Genomic DNA, 21,907 nt, shown 5'->3' with positions numbered 1-21,907 from the left:
GTCCTCGGGTCTTCGCTCAGAACAGGTCGATCGAGCCGCCGCCGGTCGCCGCCGGCACCACCTTCTGCGCCGCCATGCGTTCCTGCGCCACCAGCGCCTCGGCATTGGCGGGCGCCAGGCGCTTGACCATCGCCTTGCCGCTGGCCGGCAGGAAGCAGACCTTGCGCGGGTAGATGTCGAGCACGTCCTTCGACACGATGGGGATGCGCTCGGTCGACAGGAAATCGATCACGAACCGGGTGTTGCGCTCGCCGACGTTGATCGTGTTCATGCCGCTGATCACGGCGCCGCCGCCGAAGATCTTGGCCTCCATCGTCAGGCGCGAGGCACCGCGCTTCATCATCTCGTTGATCAACAGCTCCATCGCGTAGCTGCCGTAGCGGCCGGAGTCGCCGCTGCCTTCGGGCAGCATGAAGTGGTTCATGCCGCCGATGCGGGCCTGGCGGTCCCACAGGCAGGCGGCGATGCACGAGCCCAGCGTGGTCATCACCAGTAGGTCCTCGGTGTCGACGTAGTACTCGCCGGGCAGCACCTTGACGGCGTCGTTCTTGAAATGCGCGTCGTAGAAGAAGAACGAGGCTTCGCCGGGCTTGCGCGGCTGGGCCTTGAGCCGTTCCAGGCGCGAGCTGCGCCCGGGCAGGCCGGCGGCAGCCGGCGGGGGCGGCGAGGTCGGGCGCGTGCCGGGCAGGGAGGGCAGGGTGGCCATGGGCGGAATCCGGTGATCGATGAGGGGCCGAGGGGTGCCGCCGCGTTCAGACGCGCTGGTACACCGTCTTGCCGCGCAGTTGGAACAGGTCGCGCGAATCGGTGAAGTTCTCGGAGTGGCCGACGAACAGCAGCCCGGCCGGCTTCATCGTGGCGTGGATATGTTCGAGCACCTTGCGCTGCGTGCCATGGTCGAAGTAGATCATCACGTTGCGGCAGAAGACCATGTCGAACGGGTCGCCCAGCGACCAGTGCGGCGTCATCAGGTTGAAGGTCTTGAACTCGATCATCCGCGACAGCTCGGGCTTGACCCGCATCTGGCCGGCGTTCGCGCCGGTGCCGCGCAGGAAATGCCTGCGCAGCCGCTCGGGCGACAGGCCGCGCGCGTCGACCGGGTAGACGCCGCGCTGCGCCGTGGCCAGCACCTTGGTGTCGATGTCGGTGGCCAGCAGCCGGGCCTGGCTGCTGCTGCCCAGGACCTCGCTGATCACCATCGCGATCGAATAGGGCTCCTCGCCGGTGGAGGCGGCGTTGCACCAGATGCGCGGCGCGCGCTGCCCGGCCAGGCCGCCGAGCGCCTCGGCCAGCGCGTGGAAGTGATGCTCCTCGCGGAAGAAGGCGGTCAGGTTGGTGGTCAGGCAGTTGACGAATTCCTGCCACTCCTGGTCGGCCGCCGCGCCGCTGGCCTGCTCCAGCGACTGCAGGTAGTCGCGAAAGCTGGCGTGGCCGGTGTCGCGCAGGCGCCGCGAGAGCCGGCTGTACACCATCGCCCGCTTGCCTTCGTGCAGGCTGATGCCGGCGCGCTGGTAGATCAGCTGCCGGACCCGGTCGAAATCGGCCGCGGCGAAGCTGAATTCATGGTCGATCGCGCCGTCGCTGTCCGGCGCGGGCGGGCGGGGTCGGGCATCGAGAAGCGGGCTCATGGGCGTCGGGTCCGTGGTGGCTCGCCCGGCCTGCGTCGCGGTGCAGGCGCACGGCGGCGCAATGAAGGGCACAGGCCACAGTCTTGCGGCAGCGCCCCGGCGATGGCGGGCAGAGTTGAACCCTGTTTGCCGGCCTATTCGCAGGCCTCGCGCCAGCCGCCGCGGCTAGACTGCGGCGAAGCTCTCCTCACCCGCCGCCTTGCCCACCCTGTCGACGTGACCCGTCTGCCCGACCTTCGCCTGCCCGATCCCGCCGCCCTGCGGCTGGACACGGCGCTGCAGTTGCTGCGGCAGTCGGGCCATGCCGAACCGCCCGGTGCGCCGGGCAGCGCCGCCTGGCTGCAGGGGGTGATCGACGCCTTGTGCGAGCTGTCCAGCCGCGACGCGCTGACCGGGCTGGCCAACCGCCGCGCCTTCGACGCCTCGCTGACCCGCGAGATCGACCGGGTGGCGCGCTCGGGCGAATCGGCGCTGCTGCTGCTGCTCGACATCGACCACTTCAAGCGCGTCAACGACACCTACGGCCATGCGGTCGGCGACCACGTCCTCAAGGCGGTGTCGGAGGTGCTGAACGAGTGCGTGCGGCCGATGGACCTGCCGGCCCGCATCGGCGGCGAGGAATTCGCGGTGATCCTGCCCAGCTGCCCGCCGGCCTTCGGCAAGACCGTCGCCGAGCGCCTGCGCGCCCGGGTGGAGAACAAGATCGTCAGCATCGGCGCGGCACAGCACCTGGGCGTCACGGTCAGCGTCGGCGGTGCGTTCGCGCCGCAGTGGGTGCGCTCGTCGGCGCCGCTGTGGGTCGAGCGCGCCGACCTGCAGCTCTACCGCGCCAAATCCGAGGGGCGCAACCGCACCTGCCTGGAACCGACGCCGGTGTCGCTGGTCAGCGCCGAGGAAAAGGGTTTGCTGTTCGGCGGTCTGCCCGCCGGGGACACCGAATGAACACCGAATCCAAGCCATCCGGCCGACCGGGCCACATCACCGCGATCACCAGCGGCAAGGGCGGCGTCGGCAAGACCTTCCTGTCGGCCAACCTGGCCGCCGCGCTGGCCCGCCAGGGCGAGCGGGTGCTGGTGCTGGACGCCGACCTGGGCCTGGCCAACCTGGACGTGGTGCTGAACCTGTTCCCCAAGATCACCTTGCACGACGTGTTCACCGGCAAGAACGTGCTGGAGGACGCGATCCTGCCGGCGCCCGGCGGCTTTTCGGTGCTGCTCGCCGGATCGGGCATGGTCGAGTACTCGCGGCTGACGCCCGAGGTGCGCCAGCAGCTGACCGACGTGATCCGCCAGGTCGGGCCGCGCTTCGACCGCATCCTGCTCGACACCGGCGCGGGCATCTCCGACGTGGTGCTCTACACCGTCTCGCTGGCCGACGAGGTGCTGGTGGTCGCGACCCCCGAGCCGACCTCGCTGACCGACGCCTACGCCACGATCAAGGTGCTGGCCACGACCCAGGGGCGGCGCGACATCCGCCTGCTGGTCAATCAGGTCGGCCGTCCGGGCGAGGGCCGCACCATCCGCGGCCAGTTGCAGCAGGTGGTGGACCGCTACGTCACGCCCGGCCTGGCCGATCCGGTCAGGCTCGAATTCGTCGGCGAGGTGCCGGTCGATCCGGCGGTGCGCGACGCGGTCAAGCGCCGGCAACTGCTGCTGGAATGCTTCCCCGGCAGCGCGGCGGCGCAGGCCGTGGTGGCGGCGGCCACCCGCCTGGCGCGGGGCTGAGCGCGGCGTCCGGCGGCGCACGCGCGCCGTTCGGCGCGAACCCGTGCTCAGCGCGGCCGTCCGGCCAGCAGCACGATCAGCGCGCCGGCGCCGCCCTGCGGGCCGCTGGCTTGCGTGAAGGCGATCACCTCCTGGCGCTGGGCCAGCCAGCGCTGCACCTTGGCCTTGAGGACCGGCTGCCGGCCGGGCGAGCCGTGGCCCTTGCCGTGCACCACGCGCAGGCAGCGGTGGCCGCTCAGCTGGGCCTGGCGGAGGAAGCCGCCCAGCGCTTCGCGGGCCTCGTCGCGGCGCAGGCCGTGCAGGTCGAGCTGGTGCTGGATCGCCCAGTGGCCCTTGCGCAGGCGGGTCAGCACGTCGATGCCGACATCCGGGCGGCGGAAGCTGAGGCCGTCGTCGGTCAGCAGCAGCGACTCGATGTCGACCTCGTCGCTCAGCGCCTCCCGCAGCGCCGCCTGTTCGTCCAGCTCGCGCTGGCGCGGCTCGGGCGCCGGCCGCGGCGGGGCCAGTTGCGCCTTGGCATCGGGCTTGAGCGGCGCCACCGGGCCCACCGCCAGGCTGAAGGCCCGGCGTTCGCGCTCGCGCTGCGCGGCGGCCAGCGCGTCGCGCTCGCGCTGGGCGGCGGCGTCGGCCTGGGCACGGCGCAGCTCGTCGCGCAGCCGGCCCAGCTCCTTCAGGTGCATCACCCGCGGCGGGGTGTTCGGTTTCATGGTCTTCATCCCAACGTCGTTGTCTGGCCGCGCCGCTACAACAGGCCTCGCTCGGCCAGACTCACGACCTGGCCGCTGCCCACCACCAGATGATCCAGCACCCGCACATCCACCAGGGCCAGTGCGGTCTTCAGCGACTGGGTCAGGAGTTCGTCGGCCCGCGAGGGCTCGGCCAGCCCCGACGGATGGTTGTGGGCCAGGATCACCGCGCCGGCGTTCAGCTCCATCGCGTGGCGCAACACCTCGCGAGGGTACACGCTGGTCTGGGTCAGCGTGCCGCGGAACAGCTCGCGGCTGGCGATCAGGCGGTGCTGACTGTCCAGGAACAGCACCGCGAAGACCTCGTTGGGCAGGCCGCCCAGCTGCAGCGCGACGTAGTCCTTCACCCGGGTCGGCGAATCGAACACCGGTCCGCGCGCCAGCTGCTGGGCCAGCGCGCGGCGGGCCATTTCGACCACCGCCGCCAGCTCGGCGCGCTTGGCCGGGCCCAGGCCCTTGATGCGCCTGAAGTCGTCGGCCTGGCGGTGCAGCAGGCCGCCGAAACCGTCGAACGCGGCCAGCAGTTCGCTGGCCAGGGCCAGCACCCCCTTGCCCTTCATGCCGGTGCGCAGCAGCAGGGCCAGCAGCTCGGCGTCGGCCAGCGCCGCGGGGCCGCGGGACAGCAGCTTTTCGCGCGGCCGCAATGCCGCCGGCAAGTCCTTGATCGACATGGCGTCCTCCCTGAAATCCGGGGCGCTGCGCGGGCCAGGGGCCCGCGGCGCGGCCCTTGGCGGGCCGACCCGTAAAATCAGCGCCCAGACTATCAGCTTTGGCTGCCCGCTCCGTGAACATCATCCAGCCGGGGTCCTTCCTGACCCTGCATTACCGGCTCGCCGGCCCCGACGGTGCCGACCTGGTCAGCACCTTCAACGACAAACCCGCCACGCTGGCGCTGGGCACGGGCCAGCTGGCGCCGGCCATCGAGGCCCGCCTGCTGGGCCTGGCCGAGGGCAGCCGCAGCCGTTTCGAGCTGGCGCCGGGCGAGGCCTTCGGCCCGCGCAACCCCGAGATGGTCCAGCGCCTGAAGCGTTCGGTGCTGGACGAGATGGGCGATCCACAGGCCGAGTACCAGGTCGGCGACGCGGTCGAATTCCCGACGCCCGACGGCGCCGGGCGCTTCGCCGGGGTGGTCTGCGCGCTGGGCGAGGGCTGGCTGGAGTTCGACTTCAACCACCCGTTGGCCGGCCAGCCGGTCAGCTTCGAAGTCCACGTGATCGGAGTGCTGTGATGGATGACCCGAACACCCTGCCGGCACCGAGCGAGATCCTGCTGGCCGAGCCGCGCGGCTTTTGCGCCGGCGTCGACCGGGCGATCGAGATCGTGGAGCGCGCGCTGACCAAATACGGCCGGCCGATCTACGTGCGCCACGAGATCGTGCACAACACCTACGTGGTCAACGACCTGAAGGCCAAGGGCGCGATCTTCATCGAGGACCTGGCCGAGGTGCCGCCCGGCGCGACGCTGATCTTCTCGGCGCACGGCGTGAGCAAGGCGGTGCAGCGCGAGGCCGAGGCGCGCGGCTTCCAGGTCTTCGACGCGACCTGCCCGCTGGTGACCAAGGTGCACGTCGAGGTGGCCAAGCTCTCGAAGGAAGGCTTCGAATTCATCATGATCGGCCACAAGGGGCACCCCGAGGTCGAGGGCACGATGGGCCAGCTGTTCGATGGCATCTACCTGGTGGAAAGCGCCGAGGACGTGGCCGGCGTGCCGGTGCGGAACCCGGCGCGGCTGGCGGTGGTGACGCAGACCACGCTCAGCGTCGACGACGCCGCGGGCATCCTGGCGGCGGTGAAGGCCCGTTTCCCGCAGGTGCGCGAGCCCAAGAAGCAGGACATCTGCTACGCGACGCAGAACCGCCAGGACGCGGTCAAGGTGCTGGCGCCGCAGGTCGACGTGGTGATCGTGGTCGGCAGCCCGACCAGCTCCAACAGCAACCGCCTGCGCGAACTGGCCGAGCGGCTGGGCACGCCCGCCTACATGGTGGACTCGGCCGACGACCTGCAGGCCGGCTGGCTGGCGGGCCGTCCGCGGGTCGGCCTGACCGCGGGGGCCAGCGCGCCCGACGTGCTGGTGCAGCAGGTCATCGCCCGGTTGAAGGCGCTGGGCGCCACCGGCGTGCGCCGCATGCCCGGCGTGCAGGAGACGATCGAGTTCCCGTTGCCGATGGGCCTGGGCGACCGCTCGATGGCCGAGTTCCAGGCCTCCCGATCCTGAGGCCCACCGCGCCGCAGCTCCACGACGGACGGCGCCTGCCAGGGCGCCGTTTGCACACCTGACGAATCCGAAGCGACGAAAGACATTCCGATGATCGACATCACCCTGATGCGCCGCGACCTGGCCACGGTCGTGGCCAGGCTCGAAGCCCGCAAGACGCCGCAAGCCTTTCTGGACGTGGCGCGCTTCAGCGCGCTGGAGGCCGAGCGCAAGGCCTTGCAGGTGCAGACCGAAGAAGGCCAGGCGCGCCGCAACGCGCTGAGCAAGCTGATCGGCATGAAGAAAGGCAAGGGCGAGGACGCCGCGGCCGAAATGGCCGAAGTCGGTGGCATCGCCGCGCAGCAGAAGGCCGGCGCCGAGCGGCTGGAAGCGATCCAGGCCGAACTGCAGGACCTGCTGATGCGCGTGCCCAACCTGCCGCACGACAGCGTGCCGGTGGGGGCCGACGAACACGCCAACCAGGAAGTGCGCCGCTGGGGCACGCCCCGGACCTTCGATTTCCCGGTCCGCGACCATGTCGACCTGGGTGCACCGCTGGGGCTGGATTTCGAGACCGGCGCCAAGCTCTCGGGGGCGCGTTTCAGCTTCCTCAAGGGCCCGGCGGCACGGCTGCACCGCGCACTCGCGCAGTTCATGCTGGACACCCAGACCCAGGCGCACGGCTACACCGAGTGCTACACACCCTACATCGTCAACCGCGAGGTGCTGGAAGGCACCGGCCAGCTGCCCAAGTTCAAGGAAGACATGTTCTGGGTCAGCCGCGGTGGCGACGAGACCCAGCCCGAGCAGTACCTGATCAGCACCTCGGAGATCTCGCTGACCAACTCGGTGCGCGAGCAGATCCTCAAGCCCGAGGAGCTGCCGATCAAGCTGACCGCCCACAGCCCCTGCTTCCGCTCGGAAGCCGGCAGCGCCGGGCGCGACACCCGCGGCATGATCCGCCAGCACCAGTTCGACAAGGTCGAGATGGTGCAGATCGCCCACCCCGACCGGAGCTACGAGGTGCTGGAGCAGATGACCGGCCACGCCGAGGCGATCCTGCAGAAGCTGGAGCTGCCCTACCGCGTGGTGCTGCTGTGCACCGGCGACATGGGGTTCGGCGCCACCAAGACCTACGACCTGGAGGTCTGGCTGCCGGCGCAGAACACCTATCGCGAGATCAGCAGCTGCTCGAACTGCGAGGCCTTCCAGGCCCGGCGCATGCAGACCCGCTTCAAGAACGCCCAGGGCAAGATGGAGTTCGTCCACACGCTCAACGGTTCGGGCCTGGCGGTGGGCCGGGCGCTGGTGGCGGTGCTCGAAAACGGCCAGCAGGCTGATGGCAGCATCCGCATTCCGGCCGCGCTGCGGCCCTACCTCGGCGGCGTCGAGTTCCTCGCCGCCTGAAGGGCTTGCCCATGGACTATCCGCAATACGACCGCAACTCGCCCAACACGCCGCTGAGCGAGGCCGAGCTGCAGCAACTCGACGAGTTGCTGATGCACCTGCCCGCCGACGGCGCGATGACGCTGGACGGCATGGACGGCTACCTGACCGCGCTGCTGGTGGGCCCGTCGACGCTGCTCGACACCTCGCCCACGGCCGCCTGGCTGCCGCTGATCTGGGGCGGCGACAGCAGCGGCGACCGCTCGCCCGCCTACCCGTTCGCCAGCAACCAGAAGCGCAAGCGCACCACGGTGATGGTGCTGCGCCACCTGCAGGCGCTGGCCTGCACGCTGCGCGACGATCCCGAGTCCTGGGAGCCGATCTTCAGCATCGCCGAGCAGGGCGAGCGCGAGTGGGCCGACGCGGGCGACTGGTGCACCGGCTTCCTGCAGGCCACCGACCTCGACCCCGAGGCCTGGGCGCCGCTGTTCGACGACCCCGAGATCGGCCCGGCGCTGGTGCCGCTGGCCTTGCTGGGCGGCGACGCCGATGCCGACGGGTCGGACGACCTGAACGATCCGGAGGTGCGCGACGGGCTGAGCCGCGCCGCCGCCGACGTGGTGCCCCGACTGCTGGAGCGCCGGCGTTGAGCCGCGCGCGCGGGGGCGGTTCGGGGCCCCGGAGGGCGATGTCCGGCGGCGCCTTGGCGCAGGGCCTGCGTCGGCCGATGCTCGGGCGCCAGCCGCTGGAGAGACGGTGGCGCGGCGCGCTGCTCGGGTTGTGCATGGCATGGGCGGGCCTCGGTCAGGCGGCGACCCCGGTCGCGCCGGCGGCGTCCGCAGCCTCTGCCGCCTCGGCCGATGCCGGGGCGGATCCAGGCCTGCAGGACACCGCCGTCGAGAGCCACGGCAGCTTGACAACGCGGGGCCGGTCGCTGCGTTACCACGCCTGGGCCGGCCAGTTGGCGATCCACGACAGCGACGACAAGCCGGGCGCCGCCATGTCCTACGTCGCATACTTTCTCGACCCGCCGGCCCACCCAGCGCCCCGGCCCCTGGCCTTCGTCTACAACGGCGGGCCGGGGTCGTCCTCAGTCTGGCTGCATCTGGGGGCGCTGGGTCCGCTCAGGATCGTGACCGCCAACGGCAGGCCGATGCCGGCCGCGCCGTACCGGCTGGTGCCCAACGAGGACAGCCTGCTGGACGCCTGCGATCTGGTGTTCGTCGACGCGCCGGGCACCGGCTTCGGTCGCATCGCGCCGGCGGAAAAGGATTCCGACAAGCTCAAGGAGCGGCGCAAGGCGTACTGGGGGGTGGACCAGGACGCGCAGGCCTTCGAACGCTTCGTCAAGCAGTTCCTGAGCCGCTACCAGCGATGGAATTCACCCAAGTACCTGATCGGCGAAAGCTATGGCACGCTCAGGAGCGCGGTGCTGGTGTCCTTGCTGCAGCAGGACTCGATCGACGTCAACGGCGTGGTGCTGCTGTCGCAGACGCTCGACTACAACCTGGGCGTCGACACGCCGCAGCTTGCGCCGGGCGAGGACCTGGCCTACGCGCTGGCCTTGCCGACCTACGCCGCGACGGCCTGGTACCACCACCGCCTGCCCGACTTCAGCGATGCAAGCCAGGCCGGGCTGGAGGCGCTGGTGAACGAAGTGCGCCGCTTCGCGATGGGCGACTATCTTCAGGCGCTGGGCGCCGGCGTGGCGCTGGATCCGGCGCGGCGCGCCGCGGTGATCCACCGGATGAGCCGCTACACCGGCCTGCCCGAGGCCTATCTGGCGCGCGCCAACCTGCGCGTCAACGGCGGCATGTTCGCCCACGAGCTGCTGGCCGACCAGGGCCTGGTGGTCGGCCGTTTCGACACGCGCTACAGCGGCCCGGCCCTGGACCCCATGGGCAAGGAAGCGGATTACGACCCGCAGTCGAGCGCGATCAGCTCGGCCTATGTCTCGGCCTACAACGACTACGCGCGCCGCGTGCTGAAACTGCCGCCGGCCTGGGAGTACAAGCCGGACGCCGACGCGTCGGTGGCGGACCTGTGGGACTACCGACACCGCCCGCCCGGGGTCGACAAGCCGTTGGCGATCACCACCAACGCGCTGCCGGATCTGGCCAGCGCGCTGGTGCAGAACCCGCATCTGCGGGTCGAGACCGAGGCCGGCTATTTCGATCTGGCCACGCCCTTCGGTCAGGCCGAATACGAGCTGGATCACCTGCCGGTGCCGGCGGCGCTGCGGGCGCACGTCCAGGTCCGGCACTACCGCGCGGGGCACATGATGTACGACGATCCGGCGTCGCTGGCCGAACTGCACCAGCACCTGGTACGGTTCATCCGCGACACCGACAACCTGGCTCCTTGACGCGGTCGGCACCCCCCATCGGCAGGCACCTTCGATGTCCAAAGCACGTCTGTTCCTGATGACCGCGCTGGCCATGCTGGCCTTCGCCGGCAATTCGCTGCTGTGCCGCGCCGCGTTGAAGCAGGCCGGGCTGGACGCCGCCAGCTTCACCGCCGTGCGCCTGCTGTCGGGCGCCGTGATGCTGGCGCTGGTGGTGCGCCTGCGCGGCGGCACGGCCCCGGGCCGCGGCGATGCACGCTCGGTGGCGGCCCTGTTCGCCTATGCCGCCGGGTTCTCGCTGGCCTACGTCAGCCTGCCTGCGGCCAGCGGCGCGTTGCTGCTGTTCGGTGCGGTGCAGGCGACGATGATCGGGCGCGGCCTGTGGGCTGGCGAGCGGTTTCGGCCCCCGCAACTGCTGGGCCTGGGCCTGGCGCTGGCCGGTCTGGTCGGGCTGCTGCTGCCGGGCCTGTCGGCGCCACCCCTGCAGGGCAGCCTGCTGATGCTGGCCGCCGGCGTTGCCTGGGGCGTCTATTCGCTGCGCGGCCGCGGCGCGGGCGATCCGACGCGGGTGACCGCGGGCAACTTTCTGTGGGCGACCCCGCTGGCGCTGGCCTGGAGCCTGTGGACGCTGCAGGGGGCCTCGCCGACGCCGGCCGGACTGGCCTATGCCTTGATGTCGGGCGCGCTGACCTCGGGTCTCGGCTATGCCGTCTGGTACGCCGTCTTGCCGGCGCTGAAGGCGACCCAGGCCGCCACGGTGCAGCTCAGCGTGCCGGTGCTGGCGGCCTTGGGCGGCGTGCTGTTCCTCGGCGAGGCGATGTCGCTGCGGCTCGCGCTGGCGAGCGCGGCGATCCTGGGCGGGATCGCGCTGGTCATTCTGGAGCGGCGGCGCTAGAGCGCGAGCGCTAGCTGTAGCGAGTTTGGCCAACCGGAAACTGACCTTGAGCCTTTCAAATTGAGAGCGACTGCTGATTGGGTGCAAATTGCGTCCTGCGCTCGGGTTCGCTACGACCTTGAGGCCTCGCCGTGGAGCCATGAAAGGAACGCCTCTACGGGGGGGCGCTTGGCATGGCGGGGCGGATAAACCGCAAAGTGCGCCTTGATCTTGATGGCCTTGTCCAGGCCGAAGATCGGCTTGAGCTTGCGCTCTGCGATGTGCTTGCCGGCGATGGTGACGCTCTCCAGGGCAACGCCCAATCCCTGGGTGGCAGCGTCCAGCGACATTTGGGCCCGGTCGAAGCGCACCGAGTACCGCTCTGGTGCCCGCTTGTCGGTGAAGGCCGCGAACCAGTCAGACCACTGCACCACGCTCACATTGCTCTGGATGAGTCTGACGCTCAGTAGGTGCTCGGGGCGCTTTAGTCGGTGCTCCTGGATGAAGGCTGGGCTGGCGAGCGGCAGGATGCGTTCTTCGAACAGCGGCTCCACCACCAGGTCGGGCCAGTTCGGCACGCCGTAGCGGATGTCGATGTCGGCTTGTCCCAGCTCGAAATCGCTGGGCGTGTGCGCCGCGGACAGGTTCATGGCAATGTCGGGGTAGGCCTGCGCAAAGCCCTGCAGACGAGACATCAGCCACAGGCTCGCGATGCTGGGGGCCGAGTGCACGTAAAGACTGTTGCTCACCCCCTGCCGCAGGTCTTCGGTGGCCGCCGAAATGGCCTGCAGCGCACCGCCCACGCGCGACAAATACAGGTCGCCAGCGGAGCTCAATCGCACCCCATGCGCACTGCGCTCGAAAAGGCGCACACCCAGGTGCGCTTCCAGCCTGGACACCTGGTGGCTGATGGCCGACGCGGTGAGGTGCAACTCCGATGCGGCCAGCGCAAAACTGCGGCGGCGAGCCACCGCCTCAAAGGCTTGCAGGTTGGTGACGGGTGGGAGATTGGACATGGGGCGAACCCTGCCATTGGATGACGGTGTGTCATCTTAGGGTGAAAACACTTCGCTTGTCATCATCTGACCAGGCCCCGAAGATTCGCTTCATTCGCCACCCTCTCGGAGACCAACGCATGCTGCTCAAGGACAAAGTTGCCGTCATCACCGGCGGTGCCGGCTTCAACGGACTCGGATTCGCCACGGCCCGTCTGATGGCCGAGCAGGGCGCCCATGTGGTGGTGCTGGACCTGGCACGCGCCGAGCCCGCCGCCGCAGCCGCCCAACTGGGCTCGGGCCACCTTGGTCTGGTCGCCGATGTCACCGACAAGGCCTCCTGCGATGCAGCTGCAGCCGCTGTCCTGAAGGTCTTCGGTCGCATCGACGTGTTGGTGAACAACGCGGGCATCACCCAGCCGGTGAAGACCCTGGAGATCACGGGCGCCGACTACGACCGCATCCTCGATGTGAGCCTGCGCGGCACGCTGTACATGTCGCAAGCGGTCCTGCCCGCCATGCTGGCGCAGCAAAGCGGCTCGATCGTCTGCATCTCGTCGGTCTCGGCGCAACGCGGCGGCGGCATCCTGGGTGGCCCGCACTACTCTGCGGCCAAGGCAGGCGTGCTCGGCCTGGCACGTGCAATGGCGCGCGAGTTCGGCCCCGAGGGCATCCGAGTCAACTGCATCACCCCCGGTTTGATTGGCACCGACATCATCAAGGGCAAGCTCACCGAAGAAAAAAAGGCAGAGATCGCCGAGACCATCCCGCTCGCCCGATTGGGCCGCGCAGACGACATTGGCGGCGCCTGCGTCTTCCTTGCGAGCGATCTCTCTCTGTATTGCACCGGTATCACCCTTGACGTGAACGGCGGCATGTTGATCCACTGAGCCCGACCGCTGGCCTATTCCATCCGAACGAAGGAGACAAACATGACTGATTCCAAATTCCAGCTCACACGCCGCCAGATTCTGGCGGGCGCTTCCGCGCTGCCGCTGTTCTCGATCGCGTCGCGTCCGGCCAATGCGGCCGAGTTCACCTACAAATTTGCCACCGGTCAGGACCCATCGCACCCGGTCAACAAACGGGCACAGGAAGCCATTGACCGCATCCGCAATGCAACACACGGTCGGCTCGACATCAAGCTGTTTCCGGCCAATCAACTCGGCTCCGACACCGATCTGCTGACCCAGATCCGCAGTGGCGGCGTCGAATTCTTCAACCAGGCCAGCGTTGTCCTGTCCACCCTGGTGCCAGCGGCGGGCATCATCAATGCCGGCTTCGCCTTCCATGACTACAGCGAAGTCTGGAAGGCGATGGATGGTCCGCTCGGCGCCTACGTTCGGGCGCAGATCGAAAAGGTCGGGATTCTGACCATGTCCAAGCCCTGGGACAACGGCTTCCGCCAGGTCACCACCTCGACCAAGCCGGTGAAGACTCCCGACGATCTGAAGGGACTGAAGCTGCGCGTGCCGGCGGCCCCGATGCTGTCGTCACTCTTCCTGGCCTTGGGTGCGAGCCCGTCCCCCATCAATTTCAACGAGCTGTATTCCGCGCTGCAGACCAAGTTGGTCGAGGGACAGGAAAACCCGCTGGCCATCATCAGCACGGCACGACTGTATGAGGTTCAGAAGTATTGCAGCCTGACCAACCACGTATGGGATGCGTACTGGATCCTGGGCAACCGCAAGGCGATGGAGCGCCTTCCCAAGGACATCCAGGAGATAGTGCGCCGCGAACTTGACCGGTCTGCGACCGACGAGCGCGCCGACATCGCTGCCCTGAGTGTCTCGCTGCGGGCCGATCTCGCGACTAAGGGTGTGCAAATCATCGAACCCGACAAGAAGGCCTTCAAGGACGCGCTGGCCAAGGGAACGTTCTACAAGGATCTGCGTGCCAAGTTCGGCCCGGAAGCATGGAAGCTGCTGCAGGACAGCGTCGGGGCGCTGGGGTGAGCACCATGCTGCTGGAAGCCCAACCCGTATCCCCAGGCGGGTCGCTCCTGGTGCGCACCGAAGCCTGGCTCGGTCACTTCATCGAGGTGCCCGCTGCCGTTCTGGTGGTCGGTGAGGTGCTCGTGCTCCTGGCCGGCGTGATCATGCGCTTCGTCTTCGACCGCCCGCTCCCTTGGTCTGATGAACTGGCCTCGATCCTGTTCCTCTGGCTGGCCAATCTCGGCGCCGCGGTGGCGCTGCGGCGCGGCACCCACATGCGCACGACGGCGCTGGTGTCCCGATGGAGCCCGAGGGCTCGCGCTTGGGGTGAAGCGCTGGCGATCGCTGCGCCCTGCCTGATGTTGGTGATCCTGATCGGGCCGATGGTCGACTACGCCCACGACCAGTGGGTGGTGCTCACACCCGCGCTGTCGTGGCCGGATACCGTCCGCGCTGCTGCGGTTCCGGTGGGCGCCGTCCTCATGATCGCGATCAGCGTGTTGCGCCTTGCGCGACTGGGGGCGGTCGATCTGATCGGTGCGGTGCTGGCCATCGCCGCCATGGCAGGCGTGCTGTATCTCGGCGCCGACTGGCTGCAGGGCATCGGCAACTGGAACCTGGTCGTGTTCTTCGCGGCTTTGCTCGGAGCTGGCGTGCTGCTCGGCGTGCCGATCGCGTTCTGCTTCGGACTCGCGACCGTCGCCTTCCTGTTGTGTGTCACGTCGACGCCGTTGTCGGTGGTCAGCGGGCGCATTGACGAGGGCATGAGTTCGCTGATCCTGCTGGCCGTGCCCTTGTTCATCCTGCTCGGGCATCTGGTAGAGATGACCGGTATGGCCAAGGCCATGGTGGACTTCCTGGCTTCACTGCTGGGCCATGTGCGCGGCGGTTTGAACTATGTTCTGCTGGGGGCGATGCTCCTCGTGTCGGGGATCTCAGGCGCCAAGACGGCCGACATGGCGGCGGTGGCCCCGGTGCTATTGCCGGAGATGAAGAAGCGCGGCAATCACGAAGGCGAACTGATCTCCTTGCTCGCAGCGTCGGGCGCCATGGCAGAGACGGTTCCACCGTCGCTCGTTCTGATCACGATCGGCTCGGTGGCCGGCATCTCCATCAGCGCACTCTTCACCGGCGGACTGTTGCCCGGTGTGGTCTTGGCCGTGATGATCGCCGTGCTGGCCCGCTACCGCAGTGCGGAAGTGTCCGTAGGACTCAAACGCGCTCCACTGAGCGTTGTCGGTCGGACGTTTCTTGTGGCGATTCCATCGCTCGTCCTGCCGGTGGTGATCCGCACCGCGGTGGTTGAAGGTGTCGCCACGGCGACGGAGGTGTCGACCATCGGTATCGCCTACGCGGTGCTGGCCGGCCTGTTCATCTACCGCCGGTTTGATTGGAAACGCCTGTACCCCATGTTGGTCGACACGGCGGCTCTTTCCGGCGCCATTCTGTTCATCATCGGCACCGCGACCGCCATGTCTTGGGCCCTGACGCAATCCGGCTTCTCGCACAACCTTGCCGAGGCGATGGCGAGCGTACCGGGCGGCAAGTACGGCTTTCTGCTGGTATCGATCGCAGCGTTCGTCGTGCTGGGCAGCGTCCTGGAGGGGATCCCGGCGATGGTGCTCTTTGCCCCTCTGTTGTTCCCCGTGGCGAAGGCGATGGGCGTGCACGAAGTGCACTACGCCATGGTGGTCATTCTTGCGATGGGCATCGGCCTGTTTGCGCCGCCGTTCGGCCTGGGCTACTACGCCGCCTGCACCATCGGTCGGGTCAACCCTGACGTTGCCGTGCGCCGCATCTGGCCGTACCTCGGCGCGCTGCTCGTCGGCTTGCTGATCGTGGCCTTCGTTCCCTGGTTCTCCATCGGCCTGCTCTGAGCCCGATTCTTACTTTTCGACATCCAAAGGTCCGTCATGACTGAATTGCTCTCCAATCTGCGCCATAGCGCTTATCGCATCCGGCGCTACGCGCTTCGCATGGGCGAAGTGCAGGGCCAGGGCTACATCGGCCAGGCCCTGGGGTGGGCCGATGTCTTGGCCGTGGCATACGCCCATGCGCTGAACCTGCGCCCCGAAGAACCTGAATGGGAAGGGCGAGACCGCTTCCTGCTGTCCCACGGCCACTACGCAATTGCGTTCTACGCCGCGCTGATCGAGGCGGGCATCATCCCCGAGAGCGAGCTTGAAAGCTATGGCAGCGACGACAGCCGCCTGCCGATGTCCGGCATGGCGACCTACACGCCAGGCATGGAGATCTCGGGAGGCTCTCTGGGTCATGGCCTGCCGATCGCGGTTGGCATGGCGCTGGGCCTGCGGCAGAAGAAGAATCCCGCCTTCGTTTACAACTCGATGTCCGACGGCGAACTCGACGAGGGTTCGACCTGGGAAGCGGCCATGGGCGCAGCACACCACGGTCTTGGCAATCTCATCTGCCTAGTGGACATCAACAACCAGCAGGCCGATGGTCAGTCCTCAAAGGTCTTGGGGTTCGAACCTCTTGCAGACAAGTGGGCGGCATTCGGCTGGCATGTTCAGCGCGTCAACGGCAACGACCTGCCGGCAGTTCTGAATGCCTTCGACACCGCCCGCGGCCTCGCAGAAGCCAAGCCGCGGGTGATCCTGTTCGACACGCTGATGGGCAAGGGAGTGCCGTTCCTGGAGAAGCGCGAGAAGAATCACTTCATTCGCGTCGATCCACCGGAATGGCGGCAGGCCATCGCCCACCTCGACAACGCTCAAACTGAAGGATCTCTGGCATGAACACCGTCACCGAGAAGAAGCCACGCCTGACCACCTCGGCGATGATCGCCTCCATTGCCACCGAAGGGCAGCGCGTGAAGGCTGCACCGTTCGGCAAGGCGCTCGTCGAGCTCGCTGCCCATCGTCCCGAGATCGTTGGCATGACCGCCGATCTGGCCAAGTACACCGACCTGCATTTGTTCGCGCAAGCCTACCCGGATCGCTTCTATCAAATGGGCATGGCCGAGCAGCTACTCATGGCAGCCGCGGGCGGCATGGCCAAGGAAGGCATGATCCCGTTTGCGACCACCTATGCGGTTTTTGGTACCCGTCGCGCCTATGACTTCATTCACCAGGTGATTGCCGAGGAGAACCTGAACGTCAAGATCTGCTGCGCGCTGCCCGGTCTGACCACCGGCTACGGACCCAGCCACCAGGCAACGGAAGACCTCGCGATGATGCGAGGCATCCCTGGGTTGACCATCGTTGATCCCTGCGATGCTCTGGATCTGGAACAAGCGGTGCCGCAGGTTGCGGCGCACAAGGGCCCGGTCTACATGCGGCTCGCGCGCGGCAATGTGCCTTTGGTGCTCGACGAGTACGACTACCAGTTTGAGCTCGGCAAGGCCAAGATGCTGCGCGAAGGCAATGAGGTGCTGGTGATCTCCAGCGGATTCATGACCATGCGCGCTTTGGAAGTTGCCGAGTCGCTGCAGGCCGACAACATCGGTGTGGCCGTGTTGCATTGCCCGACCATCAAGCCGCTGGACGAAGCCGCCATCGTCGATGCTGTGAAGTACCAGCACCGCCTGGTGGTGGTGGCCGAGAACCATTCGGTCATCGGTGGCCTGGGCGAGTCGGTGGCCAGCGCTCTGCTGCGCCACCGCGTGCAACCGGCGGGTTTTCAACTGGCTGGCCTGCCCGATGCCTACCTGGACGCTGGTGCGCTGCCCACGCTGCACGACCGCTACGGCATCAGCCGTGACGCGCTGGTTGGGAGGATCAAGGGCTGGCTGGGTTGAGCACGAGCGGCGGGAAAGATCGCTTGCCCTGCCGCTCTTGGCAGGCATCACTGCACTGAAACATGCTGTGCCGACCAGCGTGGCGGTGTAATTCGCTGAGGCTTCGACGGTAGCTCGCCGTGTCGTCGGCAGCCTTGTCCACGGCGGGAGCTTCGCCTGCGACGGACAGCCGACGCGGTGGGCAAGGCGGTGCCGGTGCAGCACCCGGGTGGTGGTCCTCGGATGCCGCCAGGCCTTGCGTTTGCTGCGGCGCAGCGACTACCCCTTGATTGAGCGCGAGGGTACCGAGCACCGTTCCGACCGATCGGTGCCGACCATCGGGACCGCACCGGAGTCGAGGCCGTACAGTCATTCAGGCCGTAAGTTCCGGCCCGTGCGTGCGCCTGGGCATGCGCCAGTCGATGCCTTCGAACGGCATCGACAGCTGCGCCGTGCTCACCGAGACGATCCCGCTGTCGGCCTGTGGCCAGACGAATCGGCCTCGCGCTAGATCCAGTCGCGCAGGCGGTAATACGCCATGCCGGCGGCCTGCAGGCCACCGGCGAGCCAGGCGCCGCCGGGAAACGGCGGGTTGACGATGCCGGCCAGGGCGTCCAGCCCCTCGGTCCGGCCCAGCACCGCGTCGGCCACCCGCGTCGCGGCCACGCGGGTGGGCACCACGCCGTGGCCGCAGAAGCCCTGGGCCCAGAAGACCCGGTCGCCGTCGCGACCCCAGTCGGGCAGGCGCCGCAGGGTGATGTCGATGTGGCCGCCCCAGGCATGGTCCACCGCGACATCGGCCAGCGAGGGAAAGACCCGCAGCAGGTTGCGCTTCATCGACGCCTTGAGGTCCGACGGCGTGCCGCCGAGGTAGCTGCACTTGCCGCCGAACAGCAGGCGGTGGTCGGCGCTGAAGCGGAAATATTCGAGGATGAACTGGTTGTCGAACACCGCATGGTTGCGCGGAATCAGCGCGCGGGCCCGCGCCTCGCCCAGCGGCGCCGTGGCGATCATGAAGGTGCCCACCGGCAGCGTGCGGCGGGCCAGGCGCCGGTCCAGGCGATCGACGTAGGCATTCGCGCCCAGCACCAGCTGATCGCAGCGGACGCGGTGCGCGCCACAATGGACATCGACCCGGTCGCCGCTGCGGACGTAGCGGTCGGCCCGCGTGCCTTCGAAGATCTGCACCCCGTGCGCTTCGGCCAGCCGGGCCAGTCCCAGCACGTACTTGAGCGGGTGCAGGTGCCCGCCGTGTGGGGTGATGACGCCGGCCTGGTAGCGGTCCGAGCAGAGGTAGGCCGACAGCTCGGTCTTGGGCACGAACTGCAGCCCGCCGTCGCCCCAGCGCCGTTCGCAGTCTTCCACCCAGCGTTGCAGCGCGGGCACCCGGCGCGGCAGCACGGCCACCTCGAGATGGCCGTCGACCCAGTCGCAATCGATGGCCTGCTCGTGGACCAAGCGGCGCAGATCGTGCAAGGCCTGGCGGGAGGCCTGGAACAGGTCGCGCGTCCGGCTTTCGCCGATCGACCGCGCCAGCACGTCCATGTCGTAGGCGTAGCCGAGCGACAACTGGCCGCCGTTGCGCCCCGAGGCGCCCCAGCCGATCCGGCTAGCCTCCAGCACCACCACCCGCTTGCCGGCCTGAGCCAGGGCCAGCGCGGTGGTCAGGCCGAAGAAGCCGGCACCCACCACGCACACGTCCGCCGCCACCGGGCCGTCCAGGCCGGGCCGCGCTTGCTGGCGGTCGCGCGAGCTGGCGGCGTAGTACGAATCGAGGTAATCGGGCGACGAACGGAACATGGGTGCATCCTCCGCGGCGCAGGCCGCGGCCGGGCTCGACTCTACCGGGTGTTCCGGTCGCGGCGCGGTAGGGCGATCAGGCCGGTGGCACCGGCGCACGCCAGCGTGACAGCCACAGCGCGTTGCTGACCACGCTGACGCTGCTCATCGCCATCGCGCCGCCGGCGATCACCGGGCTCAGATGGCCCAGCGCCGCCAGCGGCAGGCCGACCACGTTGTAGCCGAAGGCCCAGAACAGGTTCTGGCGGATCTTGGTGCCGGTGGCGTGCGCCAGCGACAGCGCCTCCACCACGCTCCAGGGGGTGCCGCGCAGCAGCGTCAGGCCGGCCGAATGCATCGCGATGTCGGTGCCGCCATCGGCGTGGGTCATCGCCATGCCGACGTCCGCGGCGGCCAGCGCCGGCGCATCGTTGATGCCATCGCCCACCATGGCCACGGCCTGGCCGGGCGGCAGGCCGCGCTTGAGCTCGGCGACCAGCGCGGCCTTGGCCTCGGGGCGCACGTCGGCGTGGACTTCGGCGATGCCGACGGCCTGCGCCAGGTGCGCGGCCGCGCCGGGGTTGTCGCCGCTGATCAGCACGCAGCGCACGCCCTGGCGGGTCAGCGCCGCCACCGCGGCGGCGGCCTGCGGCCGGGCGGTGTCGCCGAAGGCCAGCAGGCCGAGCAGGCGCGGCGCGGCGTCACCCGACGGGCCGCCGTCCGGCGCCGCCACCTCGGCCAGCCAGGACACCGTGCGGCCACGCTGCTGATGGGCTTGCGCGCTGTCCTGCAGCGGTGCGCAATCGACCCCCAGGTCGGTCATCCAGCGGCCATGGCCCAGGGCCAGCCAGCGGCCTTCCACCTGGGCCAGCACGCCGCGTCCGGGCACGGCGCGCACGCCGCTGGCGGCCGGCAGGGCGGCATCGGCCGCGGCCTGCTGCACCGCGCGCGCCAGCGGATGTTCGCTGCCGGCCTGCACCGCGGCGGCCAGCCTCAGCAAGGCCGCGCCGTCGCCCCCCGGCGGCGGCTCGCAGGCCTGCAGCGTCGGCCGGCCCTCGGTCAGCGTGCCGGTCTTGTCGAACGCCACCACGCGGACTTCGCGCAGGCGTTCCAGCGCGCTGGCGTCGCGCACGAGGATGCCGCGCTTGGCCGCCAGACCGCTCGCCACCATCAGCGTGGCCGGCGTGGCCAGGCCCAGCGCGCAGGGGCAGGCGATCACCAGCACCGAGACGGCGTGGATCAGCGCCGTCGGCCCGGTCGCGCCGGCGAGCCACCCGCCGATCAGGGTCAGCGCGGCGATCGCCATCACCACCGGCACGAAGACCGCCGCGACCTTGTCCACCTGCTGCTGGATCGGCGCCTTGGCGCCCTGGGCCGAGGCCACCAGGCGCACGATGCGCGCGATCTGGGTCTCGGCGCCCAGCGCGGTGGTGCGCACCCGCAGCAGGCCCTCGGCATTGACGGCCCCGCCGGTCACCGCGTCGCCCGGCCCGCGCGGCACCGGCAGGCTTTCGCCGGTGATCAGCGATTCGTCGACGTGGCTGTCGCCGTCGACCACCACGCCATCGACCGCCACCCGTTCGCCCGGTCGCACCACCACCACGTCGCCCAGCACCAGCTCGCCCACCGGCACCTCGTGCTCGACCCCGTCGCGCAGCACCCGTGCCGACGCCGGCCGCAACGCCTGCAGCGCATCGAGCGCGGCCAGCGTGCGGCGCTTGGCGCGCGCCTCCATCCACTTGCCGAAGCGCACCAGCGTGATCACCACCGCCGCGCTTTCGAAATACAGATGCGGCATGCCGTCCCGCTCGCTCCACCACAGCGCCAGCGACAGGCCGTAGGCCGCCCCGGTGCCCAGTGCCACCAGCACGTCCATGTTGGCGCTTCCGGCGCGCAAGGCCTTCCAGCCGGCCTTGAAAAAGCGCGCGCCGAAGACGAACTGCACCGGCGTGGCGAGCAGGAACTGCCACAGCGGCGGCAGCATCCAGTGCACGCCAAGGAGTTCCAGCAACATCGGCAGCACCAGCGGCAGCGACAGCAGCGCGGCCAGGGCCACCTGCCGCCCTTCGCTCCAGCGCGGCGCGGCCTCGGTCTCGGCATCGTCGACGCGGCGGGCGCCGTAGCCGGCCGCCTGCACGGCCGCGATCAGCTGGGCCGGCAGGTCCGGATCCGCCAGATGCTGCACCTGGGCTTCGTTGGTGGCCAGGTTGACCTGGGCGTCCAGCACGCCGGGCACCTTCTTCAGCGCCCGCTCGACCCGCGACGAGCAACTGGCGCAGGTCATGCCGCTGATGGCCAGCGAGCTGTGGGTCTGCGGCACCTCGTAGCCGGCGGCCGTCACCGCGTCGGTGAGCTGCTGCAAGGGCAGCGGCGCCGACGAGATCACGCAGGCCGTCTCGGCCGCCAGGTTGACGGTGGCCGAGTCGACCCCCGGCAGCTTCTTCAGTGCACGCTCGACACGGCCGGCGCACGAGGCACAGGTCATGCCCTGGATGGGCAGGTTGATCATGGGCAGGACTGTACCCGGGGGGTCATGGCGCCAGCGCAAGACAGGTCAAGCCCGGC

20 protein-coding genes are annotated in these 21,907 nt (G+C 69.1%); 13 read left to right on the top strand and 7 right to left on the bottom strand.

What is annotated here, in order from left to right; translation table 11 throughout:
• Positions 1 to 16: 16 nt before the first annotated feature.
• Both cheD and AC0N04_RS16130 read right to left on the bottom strand, forming a co-directional pair.
• Positions 17 to 706 (bottom strand): chemoreceptor glutamine deamidase CheD, encoded by a 690-nt coding sequence (cheD, locus tag AC0N04_RS16135; protein ID WP_474283276.1) that lies wholly within the window; start codon positions 704 to 706, stop codon positions 17 to 19.
• Positions 707 to 752: 46 nt separating this feature from the next.
• Positions 753 to 1,628: a CheR family methyltransferase gene (locus AC0N04_RS16130; protein WP_474283275.1), complete on the bottom strand. Its 876-nt coding sequence runs from the start codon at positions 1,626 to 1,628 to the stop codon at positions 753 to 755.
• Positions 1,629 to 1,853: 225 nt separating this feature from the next.
• Between AC0N04_RS16130 and AC0N04_RS16125 the strand changes: the two genes are divergently transcribed.
• Both AC0N04_RS16125 and AC0N04_RS16120 read left to right on the top strand, forming a co-directional pair.
• Positions 1,854 to 2,570: a GGDEF domain-containing protein gene (locus tag AC0N04_RS16125; protein ID WP_474283314.1), complete on the top strand. Its 717-nt coding sequence runs from the start codon at positions 1,854 to 1,856 to the stop codon at positions 2,568 to 2,570.
• Complete coding sequence (locus AC0N04_RS16120) at positions 2,567 to 3,352, top strand: MinD/ParA family protein (protein ID WP_474283274.1); 786 nt, start codon at positions 2,567 to 2,569, stop codon at positions 3,350 to 3,352. The genes AC0N04_RS16125 and AC0N04_RS16120 overlap by 4 nt, the downstream gene beginning before the upstream one ends.
• 47 nt (positions 3,353 to 3,399) lie before the next feature.
• Here the strand turns inward: AC0N04_RS16120 and AC0N04_RS16115 are convergent, their stop codons facing one another.
• Both AC0N04_RS16115 and radC read right to left on the bottom strand, forming a co-directional pair.
• The gene (locus AC0N04_RS16115; RefSeq protein WP_474283273.1) at positions 3,400 to 4,059 is read right to left on the bottom strand and encodes a Smr/MutS family protein; all 660 of its coding nucleotides are present in this window, start codon (positions 4,057 to 4,059) and stop codon (positions 3,400 to 3,402) included.
• Positions 4,060 to 4,094: 35 nt separating this feature from the next.
• Positions 4,095 to 4,769: a RadC family protein gene (radC, locus tag AC0N04_RS16110; protein WP_474283272.1), complete on the bottom strand. Its 675-nt coding sequence runs from the start codon at positions 4,767 to 4,769 to the stop codon at positions 4,095 to 4,097.
• A 113-nt stretch (positions 4,770 to 4,882) separates the two neighbouring features.
• Here radC and AC0N04_RS16105 point away from each other — a divergent pair, with 113 nt between their 5' ends.
• The 6 genes from AC0N04_RS16105 (at position 4,883) to AC0N04_RS16080 (ending at position 10,916) form a co-directional block, all read left to right on the top strand.
• Entirely contained in the window at positions 4,883 to 5,326 is a 444-nt protein-coding gene (locus tag AC0N04_RS16105) for an FKBP-type peptidyl-prolyl cis-trans isomerase (RefSeq protein ID WP_474283271.1), read from the top strand.
• On the top strand, positions 5,326 to 6,312 hold the full coding sequence (gene ispH / locus AC0N04_RS16100) for a 4-hydroxy-3-methylbut-2-enyl diphosphate reductase (protein ID WP_474283270.1): 987 nt from the start codon (positions 5,326 to 5,328) through the stop codon (positions 6,310 to 6,312). The genes AC0N04_RS16105 and ispH overlap by 1 nt, the downstream gene beginning before the upstream one ends.
• A gap of 90 nt (positions 6,313 to 6,402) precedes the next feature.
• Positions 6,403 to 7,698 carry a serine--tRNA ligase gene (gene serS, locus AC0N04_RS16095; RefSeq protein WP_474283269.1) on the top strand — a complete coding sequence of 432 codons (1,296 nt, stop codon included), beginning with the start codon at positions 6,403 to 6,405 and terminating at the stop codon, positions 7,696 to 7,698.
• A gap of 11 nt (positions 7,699 to 7,709) precedes the next feature.
• Positions 7,710 to 8,327, top strand: a complete 618-nt coding sequence (locus tag AC0N04_RS16090; RefSeq protein ID WP_474283268.1) for a UPF0149 family protein — start codon at positions 7,710 to 7,712, stop codon at positions 8,325 to 8,327.
• Positions 8,328 to 8,365: 38 nt separating this feature from the next.
• Positions 8,366 to 10,042 carry a S10 family peptidase gene (locus AC0N04_RS16085; protein WP_474283267.1) on the top strand — a complete coding sequence of 559 codons (1,677 nt, stop codon included), beginning with the start codon at positions 8,366 to 8,368 and terminating at the stop codon, positions 10,040 to 10,042.
• Between the two features lie 34 nt (positions 10,043 to 10,076).
• Positions 10,077 to 10,916 carry a DMT family transporter gene (locus AC0N04_RS16080; RefSeq protein ID WP_474283266.1) on the top strand — a complete coding sequence of 280 codons (840 nt, stop codon included), beginning with the start codon at positions 10,077 to 10,079 and terminating at the stop codon, positions 10,914 to 10,916.
• 110 nt (positions 10,917 to 11,026) lie between these two features.
• Here the strand turns inward: AC0N04_RS16080 and AC0N04_RS16075 are convergent, their stop codons facing one another.
• The gene (locus AC0N04_RS16075; RefSeq protein WP_474283265.1) at positions 11,027 to 11,911 is read right to left on the bottom strand and encodes a LysR substrate-binding domain-containing protein; all 885 of its coding nucleotides are present in this window, start codon (positions 11,909 to 11,911) and stop codon (positions 11,027 to 11,029) included.
• A gap of 119 nt (positions 11,912 to 12,030) precedes the next feature.
• On the opposite strand from AC0N04_RS16075, the gene AC0N04_RS16070 reads away from it, so the two are divergent.
• The 5 genes from AC0N04_RS16070 to AC0N04_RS16050 are packed head-to-tail and all read left to right on the top strand — an operon-like array spanning position 12,031 to position 17,584.
• Positions 12,031 to 12,780 (top strand): SDR family NAD(P)-dependent oxidoreductase, encoded by a 750-nt coding sequence (locus AC0N04_RS16070; protein ID WP_474283264.1) that lies wholly within the window; start codon positions 12,031 to 12,033, stop codon positions 12,778 to 12,780.
• A 42-nt stretch (positions 12,781 to 12,822) separates the two neighbouring features.
• Complete coding sequence (locus tag AC0N04_RS16065) at positions 12,823 to 13,845, top strand: TRAP transporter substrate-binding protein (protein ID WP_474283263.1); 1,023 nt, start codon at positions 12,823 to 12,825, stop codon at positions 13,843 to 13,845.
• Positions 13,842 to 15,701 (top strand): TRAP transporter large permease, encoded by a 1,860-nt coding sequence (locus AC0N04_RS16060; protein ID WP_474283262.1) that lies wholly within the window; start codon positions 13,842 to 13,844, stop codon positions 15,699 to 15,701. The genes AC0N04_RS16065 and AC0N04_RS16060 overlap by 4 nt, the downstream gene beginning before the upstream one ends.
• 36 nt (positions 15,702 to 15,737) lie before the next feature.
• Complete coding sequence (locus tag AC0N04_RS16055) at positions 15,738 to 16,583, top strand: transketolase (protein WP_474283261.1); 846 nt, start codon at positions 15,738 to 15,740, stop codon at positions 16,581 to 16,583.
• Positions 16,580 to 17,584 carry a transketolase family protein gene (locus AC0N04_RS16050; RefSeq protein ID WP_474283260.1) on the top strand — a complete coding sequence of 335 codons (1,005 nt, stop codon included), beginning with the start codon at positions 16,580 to 16,582 and terminating at the stop codon, positions 17,582 to 17,584. Before AC0N04_RS16055 ends, AC0N04_RS16050 begins: the two co-directional genes overlap by 4 nt.
• Before the next feature lie 486 nt (positions 17,585 to 18,070).
• Here the strand turns inward: AC0N04_RS16050 and AC0N04_RS16045 are convergent, their stop codons facing one another.
• Positions 18,071 to 19,363 carry an NAD(P)/FAD-dependent oxidoreductase gene (locus tag AC0N04_RS16045; RefSeq protein ID WP_474283259.1) on the bottom strand — a complete coding sequence of 431 codons (1,293 nt, stop codon included), beginning with the start codon at positions 19,361 to 19,363 and terminating at the stop codon, positions 18,071 to 18,073.
• Between the two features lie 76 nt (positions 19,364 to 19,439).
• Positions 19,440 to 21,851, bottom strand: a complete 2,412-nt coding sequence (locus AC0N04_RS16040; protein WP_474283258.1) for a heavy metal translocating P-type ATPase — start codon at positions 21,849 to 21,851, stop codon at positions 19,440 to 19,442.
• Positions 21,852 to 21,907 lie beyond the last annotated feature (56 nt).

The organism is Ideonella sp. sgz306126, from assembly GCF_056032705.1.
Note: the sequence above shows the minus strand (reverse complement) of the source record. Positions and strands in the feature narration are given on the sequence as shown.